At 58.1% G+C, this 8563-nt stretch carries 8 protein-coding genes and 1 pseudogene; 7 read left to right on the plus strand and 2 right to left on the minus strand.

What is annotated here, in order from left to right:
• Positions 1 to 510 precede the first annotated feature (510 nt).
• The gene (locus AC1D1L_RS33025) at positions 511 to 1203 is read left to right on the plus strand and encodes a class I SAM-dependent methyltransferase (RefSeq protein WP_477345655.1); all 693 of its coding nucleotides are present in this window, start codon (positions 511 to 513) and stop codon (positions 1201 to 1203) included.
• Positions 1204 to 1263: 60 nt separating this feature from the next.
• Here the strand turns inward: AC1D1L_RS33025 and AC1D1L_RS33030 are convergent, their stop codons facing one another.
• On the minus strand, positions 1264 to 2154 hold the full coding sequence (locus AC1D1L_RS33030) for a DMT family transporter (RefSeq protein ID WP_477345665.1): 891 nt from the start codon (positions 2152 to 2154) through the stop codon (positions 1264 to 1266).
• Between AC1D1L_RS33030 and AC1D1L_RS33035 the strand changes: the two genes are divergently transcribed.
• From AC1D1L_RS33035 to AC1D1L_RS33060, 6 genes are all read left to right on the plus strand, one after another.
• Entirely contained in the window at positions 2046 to 2426 is a 381-nt protein-coding gene (locus tag AC1D1L_RS33035; protein WP_477345667.1) for a TetR family transcriptional regulator C-terminal domain-containing protein, read from the plus strand. The genes AC1D1L_RS33030 and AC1D1L_RS33035 overlap by 109 nt on opposite strands.
• Before the next feature lie 315 nt (positions 2427 to 2741).
• Complete coding sequence (locus AC1D1L_RS33040; RefSeq protein WP_477345657.1) at positions 2742 to 3212, plus strand: GNAT family N-acetyltransferase; 471 nt, start codon at positions 2742 to 2744, stop codon at positions 3210 to 3212.
• A gap of 72 nt (positions 3213 to 3284) precedes the next feature.
• Positions 3285 to 3782: an N-acetyltransferase family protein gene (locus AC1D1L_RS33045; RefSeq protein WP_477345658.1), complete on the plus strand. Its 498-nt coding sequence runs from the start codon at positions 3285 to 3287 to the stop codon at positions 3780 to 3782.
• 231 nt (positions 3783 to 4013) lie between these two features.
• Complete coding sequence (locus AC1D1L_RS33050; RefSeq protein WP_477345659.1) at positions 4014 to 5243, plus strand: flavin-containing monooxygenase; 1230 nt, start codon at positions 4014 to 4016, stop codon at positions 5241 to 5243.
• Positions 5244 to 5289: 46 nt separating this feature from the next.
• The gene (locus tag AC1D1L_RS33055) at positions 5290 to 6048 is read left to right on the plus strand and encodes an SDR family NAD(P)-dependent oxidoreductase (protein WP_477345661.1); all 759 of its coding nucleotides are present in this window, start codon (positions 5290 to 5292) and stop codon (positions 6046 to 6048) included.
• A gap of 51 nt (positions 6049 to 6099) precedes the next feature.
• On the plus strand, positions 6100 to 7653 hold the full coding sequence (locus AC1D1L_RS33060; RefSeq protein WP_477345663.1) for an AMP-binding protein: 1554 nt from the start codon (positions 6100 to 6102) through the stop codon (positions 7651 to 7653).
• A 525-nt stretch (positions 7654 to 8178) separates the two neighbouring features.
• Here AC1D1L_RS33060 and AC1D1L_RS33065 read toward each other — a convergent pair.
• Positions 8179 to 8563, minus strand: a pseudogene (locus tag AC1D1L_RS33065) (MFS transporter); the annotation flags it as partial.

The following is an 8563-nucleotide window of genomic DNA, read 5'->3' on the forward strand; positions in this document are numbered from 1 at the left end:
TCGCAGGCGCCGCAGTTGTTGTCGTCGTTGCGGCGGGCTTTGTAGCATCTTCGGCTGTGGCTCCCGTGGCCCACACACCGGCTGTGAGGAGCGTGGCTATTGCTGTGGTAGCCAAGAGTTTGCGGAGCATGTTACGTTTCCTTTGTGCGTTAAGTGTTGATGCACGCCGCGTTCGACTTAACTGATTGCAACCGTTAGCCGAACGCGGCACCTTGCCATTTCACAACGGGCTTGGTGAGACACAGTTCCCTTCGCCGGCCGAATGCATTCCCATTTCGTCGGTAGACGCAAACTCCCGGGATCGTGAAATTATTAGGCTGCCATTCCATTGTTCGGCGCCTGACCAACCACGGCTTGACCATGCAGAGAAGCCATCTGGGCGCTCGACGGGGAAGATTGACGGCCCTTGGCAAAAGGCGGACAATCCTTAAGATGCCACTAATATAACAGCAACCTCGGATCCAATTTCCTAGACGCAATATGCGAAATTGTTCGTCGTGAGGAGGGGCCATGAAGTCCGACCAGGCGTTATTCGAAAAAGGCCTTGCAACATACCAAAAGGTGGTCGCGGCGAACTACATGGCTCACAGTGAGGTCTACGAAACGCTACGCCGAGTTCTGTCAGATGAGGTTTCTGACGGCTTCGTCTTTGCCGATCTGGCCTGCGGCACGGCCACTGGTTCAGCAGCCGCACTCACCGGCAGCAAGGTCACCCACTATATCGGCGTCGACATATCCCAGCAGTCGCTTGATGTTGCGAAGGCAGCGCTTGCTCCTCTCACCTGTCCGGTCCAACTGCGGTGCGAAGATTTTGTGGCGGCCATCGATCGCTGGGAAGGGCCGGTTGACGTTGTATGGATTGGTCAGTCACTGCACCATCTTCTTGCGCGGGATAAGGGCACCCTTATGCGCAAAATCCGCGACCTGCTGTCACCAGGCGGTCTTTTCATGATCTGGGAGCCAACGCTTCTTGAAGGCGAGGATCGCGAAGGTTGGCTGGCGCGATTTCATCAGGTACGACCGGAGTGGGCGGAGGTTTCTGACGAGGAGTTCGCCGCCTTTGAGAGTCACTGCCGCGCATCAGATTATGCCGAGACGGCCGCTACTTGGATTGGCATGGGCCGCGATGCGGGTTTCCGAACTGCGGACGAGTTGATGATCGTGCCGAATAGACTGGCACGCGTCTACCGGTTCCGTCACTAAATCCCGACAGCGCGCCTGTTCGGTGGGCAAACATTTAACCCTGCTTCTGTGATGGGCGCCTCATGGGCTTTGGACCGGAGGCGGCAAGCTCGTCTGGGCGGTCGACACCGCCCCGTACTTTGCGTCCGAGACCTTTCGCAGGCTGACGGCCAAAGCAACGCCACTGATGATGACCAAAAGGCCGCCAAGGACAATGGGCGGTGAGGGCCACTCTGAGAATATCAGGATGCCAAAAAGGCATGCCCAGATTACAGTAGAATATTCCAACGGACCCACAAGCGATGCCGGCGCGAATCGGCAGGCTTCGAAGAAACACAGCTGCGCCAGATAGATTTGGACGCCAAGAGCAAGCATGAGTGCACTGTCGAACAGTGTTGAAGGGATCTGCCATCTGGTGAACCGGGCGCTCAGCAGCATGAAGACGATGCCAGTGGTGAAAAGTTGAACGTCCGAACTTTCGCGCGCGCCACCTTTCCGGGTGAAGACCACAGCAGTCGCCCACAGCAGGCCAGCTCCCAAAGCGATGAGAGAAGGAACTGGACTGACATCGCCTGCAGGATTGGCAGCGATGACCGCGCCTACAAAACCGAGCAGAATGGCAATCCAGTGGAACCTACGGATGCGTTCGCCAAGCAGGATAGCGGCGAGCAGCACGCCGATCAGCGGCGACGTGGAGTAAAGAGTGGTAACGGTCGCAAGTGGCATGAGTCCGGCCGCGACGAAGAAGCCAAGCACCGATAAGAAGTGGATGACAGCGCGCAGCGCGGTTATTATTTCTTTAAGAGTAAAGAAGAATTTGCCGGCTCGGTTCTGGACGCGCCTATGAGCGTCATTACGTGAATATGCGCGCGGATATCTTCCAAGACAATTCCTATAGCCCCCTGCAACGGCTTCGCAACTATTTCGATGCGGTCGAGCGTCTCCACATGAGCGAAGCGCCTCTCGGGGGATGTCTTTTCGGGGTCCTGAGCCAGACCGCAGCGGCGCGCAGCCCGGAGTTCAGGGCAAGGCTTGCAGGGGTGTTCTCCCGCTGGGAGGCACAGCTGCGCGAATTGCTGGAAGAGGCCCAGGACGCGGGCGAAGTCGATCCGGACCCTGATGCCAGCGATGTCGCAGCCTTCCTTATCGATTGCTACGAGGGAACCCTTGTCCGCATGAAAGTTGATGGCGACCGAAATTCTTTCCGCAGGTTCCGGCGCCTTGCTCTTGCACCTCTCGGGTAGAAACAATCACAGTGATGAAAGTCGCCAGATATTGTCGAAATAGTTCGGCACAATTATACCGAACCACAAGTTCCCCCGGCGCGGCGCCCCCGTCGCCTGTCGCATCCGTCAAAAGGTGCGGACTCATAGTGGGCATCAGGCGGCGGCGAAGGGCGAAGCATCGACCCTGGCCATGCCTTAGGTTTTTCCCAGCATTGTGACGATCTTGTGCTAACTTCAAAATCGGTTTGCACTGGGACTTGCCGAAGAATGCCGAGGATCAGCCTAGACCATCGGTTGGCGACACGTGCCGATATGCCGGCGCTGGGTATACTGATGAATGCAGCCATCGGCGAGCTTCAGAAGCCGTTCCTCACAGCGGAGCAGATCTGTTCGAGCCGAGCAATCATGGGGCTCGATACGCAACTCGTTGACGATGGGACATATTTCATTGTGGAGCAAAATGGCGTCTTGGCCGGGTGCGGCGGATGGAGTCGGCGCGCAACCCTCTACGGCGGCGACCGTTCACCCGGGCGCGATGCAGCGCTGCTTGACCCGAGGAAAGACGCTGCGCGTGTGCGTGCCATGTATACGCATCCCAGCTTCATCCGCCGAGGCGTGGGTCGTCTAATTCTCGCGCTGTGCGAGGACGCCGCTCGCGGGGAGGGCTTCACAAGTGTCGAGCTTATGGCAACGATGGCCGGCGAACCGCTCTATCGGGCCTGCGGATTTGAGGCGGTTGAAGAAGTCGTAGACAACAGAGGCGGAGCGGGCGTGCCGCTGTTGCGGATGAGGAAGGCATTGTGAATGATCGGTGGGCTCGCACTCACAGCCAGTAGCTGACGCTACGCTATAAGTGGTCCGGCCGGGAGGTTGCCTATGCCGCAAATCAGAGCCATGACTGTACAGGACGTGCCGTTGGTATCGCGGCTCATGGGCGAGTCTTGGCGCAGGACCTACTCGCCAATCATCGGCGCGGAAGCTACGGCCCGGATTTCGGATGAATATCACTCGCCACAGCGGATCGCTTCGGAACTGACGGACGCCAACAAAATGTCGTTCGTGGCAGAACGGACAGACGGCTCGATCGCTGGCTATGCGATGACCGAGACGGATGAACCTGGCAACGTCATCCTTGGCCGGCTCCACATCGATCAAAGCGAGTACGGCACTGGGCTAGCTTCTGATATTTTGCACGCTGTCATTGCCGCCCAATCGGGAATCCGCAGCATTGCCCTCGAAGTACTCGAGGGAAACGACCGCGCGATGGCCTTTTACCGCAAGCATGGTTTTGAAGTAGTCGATCGCAGGGCAGCCTCGCACGGCGCAGAAGGCCATGCATCGTTCATCATGCGGAAACTGCTACCACGCGCCTAGCCGGAACAGGTGCGCTCGCCCACTACCCATCAGCCCGGCCCCTGGTAGCGCTGCTTCCCGAACGTGTCCACCTTCGAGTGACAGCTTCGTGTGATCAATGTCGGCGCTTTCGGCGGTGACTGAGAGCGGCGCGGAAAACTATTACCTTCCGTCATGAAATCTGAGATCATCTGGCAAATCCAAGGGGGTCGGCGCCCAAAGTAGAAGCTGCGATTCGTGTGAGCGAACTCTATGCTGGAGAAACACGATACTGTCGTCGTCGGCGGCGGACAGGCGGGGTTAGCCATGAGCTACCATTTACGCCAACGTGGCCGCGAGCACATCGTGCTGGAGCGGCGGCGAATCGCCGAGCGATGGAGGACCGAACGCTGGGATTCGCTGCGCTTCCTACTGCCGAACTCATATCTAAGATTGCCAGGAAAGCCTTATGCGGGATCCGACCCGGATGGGTTTGTTCATCATTCGGAAATCTTGCGCTTCGTCGCCGACTATGCGGCAGAAATCGCGGCCCCGCTCCGCACTGGCGTTGACGTTACCAAACTCAGTCCTGATGAAAACACCGGCGAGTATGTCCTTGAAACTTCATGTGGCGAGGTCCGGGCACGGCATGTTGTCATCGCCACCGGTCCGTTCCAGCGTCCCCTAATCCCAGACTATAGCTGCGCTGTGCCGAAATCCATTTATCAGATCGACGCCATCCGCTACCGCAGTCCGGAAAGTCTTCCGCCGGGTCCCGTACTGGTAGTGGGCAGCGGCAACTCCGGCTGTCAGATTGCCGACGAACTTCTGCGCAGCGGCAGGCGGGTATTTCTGGCGATCAGCCGCCATGCCCGCGTGCCCCGGCGTTATCGCGGCAAGGATGTCATCTGGTGGTACGAAAACTTGGGCCGCTTCGATGTGGACATCGACACCTTTCCAGGCAGGAGATATCCTCCGCCCATCGTCATAACGGGTGTGGATGGGGGATACGACCTCGACCCACGTAGCCTCGGCCTTGCGGGTGCGACGCTTGTCGGACGCGTGTTGGGTATAAGCGATGGCATGCTGATGCTCGCTGGCGACGCCGGCGAGTTGCTGGCCGCAGCCGACAAGAGCCATGCTGGTTTCATCGAGGTGGCGGATGCGCTGGCGGCCACAATGACTTCCGAACTCCATCAAAAGGAGACATCGGCGCCACTGGCGCCTGCCCGTGTCGATGGCATCCGCAGACTGAACCTGCGCCAAGAAAACATCGGTAACGTCATTTGGGCAACTGGGTATGGCTATAGCTTCGACTGGTTGAAGCTGCCGGTGACCGATGCCAATGGCGTTCCAATCCAACAGCGCGGCATAACCGCCTGCCCCGGAGTCTATTTCCTCGGACTGCACTGGATGCACACGTGGCGGTCAGCCATTCTTCCCTTCGTCGGCCAGGACGCGGCCTATCTCGCCGATCACATTGACCGCTTATGTTTGACGTGAATGCCTCCACGCGTGCATCCTGCTCGACGGCTTACCAGGAAGGTCGATGTTCGAGATTCCAAATAATAAGGTGGCGATCATCACCGGATCGACAAGGGGCATCGGCTTGGCGATAGCCCAAGCTTTTGGGCAAGCCGGAGCCAAAATTGTCATCTCAAGCCGCAAGAAGGAGAATTGTGAGGCAGGTCTCAGACACCTCAAGATGCAAGGGATCGAAGCGATTTCCCAACCTTGTAACATGAGCAAAAGAGATCAGGTCGAACAACTGGTCAATAGAGCCATTAGTCAGTACGGCCGTCTGGACATTGTCGTCGGCTGCGCGGCTTCCAGCCCCTTCTTCGGATCTCTCACCGACATTGAAGACTCTGCTTTTGAAAAGATCTTTGCCACCAACCTGCAGGGCAATCTCTGGCTGTGCAAGGCGGCGCTTCCTCATATCGCAAACGCTGGAGGCGGATCGGTGATAATGATTTCGAGCATTGCCGCCCTGCGCGGTACTGAGGGCATCGGTGCCTATGGGGTTTCGAAGGCTGCGCTGATCCAACTGACGCGCAACTTGGCGGTTGAGTGGGGTCCGAAAGGTATTCGCGTCAATTCCATAGCGCCCGGCCTCATCAAGACGGAGTTCGCGCGGGAACTGTGGGAAGATCCGGAACGGCTGGAGAAAATCGAAAATCGCACGCCACTTCGTCGGATAGGAACGCCAGAAGACATTGCCGGGGTTGCTCTGTTTCTGGCGTCCGATGCCAGCGCCTATGTAACGGGGCAGGTCATCATCGCGGACGGAGGCGAACTGATTTCCTGAATCCTCCGCCAACCTGTCACGTGGAACAGAGACGAGCACGGGTCGATCCTCATGAGTTTCGCAGCCCACCCCATTGACACCAACCTCAGCGCTTCAGCCGAACGATATCCCACAAAGCCCGCCGTCTTCATCGACGATCGTGTCGTTACCTATGAAGAACTCGATCAATTGGCAAATGCGGTGGCCGCGTTCCTGCAATCCACATTGTCGCTGGCGCGCGGCGAGTTAGTGCTGCTTATCCTCGAGAACGAGCTGGAATTCATCGTTTCCTATTATGCTGTGCTGCGAGCCGGCGGCGTCGTCGTTCCCATAAATCCGAGAAAGACGGCGCGCGAAGTGCAGCAGATCCTGGCTGATGCGAGGCCAGGACTCGCGGTCACATACGGCGCTCAGGCGTCACTCTTGGTGGCGGGGCCGATTGAATGCCTGCGCGGTGGATTGATTGTTGGGGCCCCAGAAACCAACCGATTAAATGTCGGCCCCGCCGGACAGCAGTGGGAATCCTTCGAGCGGGCCACAGATTGCGGAGAGATGCCTGCAAAGCGAGGGGTGCAAAGTCATGACCTTGCGCTGATCGTCTATACCTCGGGCACCACAGGCGATCCGAAAGGGTGCGCACACCTGCATGGCGGGATCCAGCGCGCTATCGCAAGCACACGCAAGGCCAGCGCTATCACGTCGGATGATGTCGCTCTGGTAAGCCTTCCGCTTTACCACGTCACCGGCATGCAAAGCTCTATGAACGTGCCGATCGCAGCGGGCGCGGCGCTTGTCCTTGCAGGGCGGTGGGATCCGGAGATCGCCGCAAAGTTGATCGAGCGTCACAAGGTCACGTGTTGGCGCAACATCGCGACCATGATGAAAGATTTTGTCGAAGCGACAAGTATCGCAAGATTCGACCTATCGAGTCTGAAGTTCCTGGGTGGCGGTGGTGCTGCCATGCCAGTTTCCCTGCACGAGCGGGTCTATGCTGTCACCGGCCTGCACTATATCGAGGGGTTCGGCATGACTGAAACCATGGCGGCGACGCACATGAATCCGCGCGCTGCGCCGAAGCCGGGATCGATCGGCCTCCCGCTCGAGGGCGTTGAAGCGAGTATCGTCTCACTTGACACAGGAGAACCTTGCAAGACCGGCGTCGACGGAGAGCTTGCTATCGCCTCGCCGCAACTGTTCAGCGGATATTTCGGCCGGCCATCGGAAACGGAGGCCACCTATATGCATCGCAATGGGAAGAAGCTCTTTATGACAGGCGACATAGGCCATGTGGATGCCGACGGCTTCTTCTTCATCACCGATCGCCGCAAACGGATGATCAACATCTCCGGGTTCAAAGTCTGGCCTGCCGAGATCGAGAAGGTGCTGATGTCGCATGCCGATGTCGCCGACGCGGGCGTGCTTGGCATCGAGGACGAACGGCGCGGACAGTCGGTCAAGGCTCTGGTCGTGCTGAAGCCGGGCAGACCTGAGGAGGATGCTTCTGCAAAATTGACCGCATGGTGCAAGGAGAACTTATCGTCGTACAAGATTCCACGAATTTTCGAGTATAGAAAATCTCTGCCCCGTACATCGACAGGAAAGCTCGATTGGAAAGCCTTGCGTTAATTGTTTCGCGGTCCCCGAGATTATCTGTCGTTTGTAGTTCATGGTTTTTGGAATTCCTTGAGACGTGTCCCGTCGCCATTAGAACACTTCTCGATCCCAATCGTTCCAAGAGGCAGAGCCTGTGCTTCAGCTGGTATGAATCCGTGGGGCTAGCGATTTTCGGTCATTTCACGTTTGCGCATTCCCGAAACGATGATCCGCCCGGGCGGTGGGTTTTGGCTGAGGGAGACGCCGGAAAGCGTTCGAAGGGTCGAGCTACCGGCGGAACGCATGTTCTCCTGGAGAAGGTTGGATGTCGGTTTCTCTCCCTCTACCAGTCCTCACAAACGGCCCGCGACAACAGTTGGCAACCGAGGTTATTCTTGCAAGCTGGCAGCCGCGCGCCCGGTGATTGTCAACCAGTCGTGAACTCCACCGATCTAGACAACAAATCCGGCGTCAGGGCAATTCGACACCCTCTCGCCGCGCGGAAAATGCCTCACGCAGCAACCTCTCCTCACGGATTTAGTCTAGAAGGGATGAAGTCTACCGCCTTCCGCCGGCCATCCTTATGGAAACAGGTAGTCGCCGCAGGCCAAGCATCGCCGCGGCACCGATCAACGGTCCAGGCGCTAGAAACAAGAATGCCCAACGCCAGCCACCAAGCAAGGCCGCCACGCGCGGGGTCAATCCGATGACAAGCACCGTAAGCGCAAAGCCGAGCCCGAGTTGGACTGACAGCGCTGTACCGACAAAGCGCCTGTCGCCAAGCTCCGTCACCGCCGCGGAGAATTGCGCGGAATCACCGATGACTGAGATGCCCCAGACGACGGCGATCAAGACGAACAGCCAGAGCGGACCGTGGAAGACAAAGCCGATAGCCAGCGCGCAGAGAGCAGACACAATCATCATTCCTGCCGTGGTCAGGCTG

The sequence above is a fragment of the Mesorhizobium sp. P2_D6 genome (assembly GCF_056404315.1).

Coding starts and splice junctions, on each gene's coding strand:
- AC1D1L_RS33025 (WP_477345655.1), top strand. CDS start 511: ATGAAGTCCGACCAGGCGTTATTCGAAAAAGGCCTTGCAACATACCAA.
- AC1D1L_RS33035 (WP_477345667.1), top strand. CDS start 2,046: ATGCGCGCGGATATCTTCCAAGACAATTCCTATAGCCCCCTGCAACGG.
- AC1D1L_RS33040 (WP_477345657.1), top strand. CDS start 2,742: ATGAATGCAGCCATCGGCGAGCTTCAGAAGCCGTTCCTCACAGCGGAG.
- AC1D1L_RS33045 (WP_477345658.1), top strand. CDS start 3,285: ATGCCGCAAATCAGAGCCATGACTGTACAGGACGTGCCGTTGGTATCG.
- AC1D1L_RS33050 (WP_477345659.1), top strand. CDS start 4,014: ATGCTGGAGAAACACGATACTGTCGTCGTCGGCGGCGGACAGGCGGGG.
- AC1D1L_RS33055 (WP_477345661.1), top strand. CDS start 5,290: ATGTTCGAGATTCCAAATAATAAGGTGGCGATCATCACCGGATCGACA.
- AC1D1L_RS33060 (WP_477345663.1), top strand. CDS start 6,100: ATGAGTTTCGCAGCCCACCCCATTGACACCAACCTCAGCGCTTCAGCC.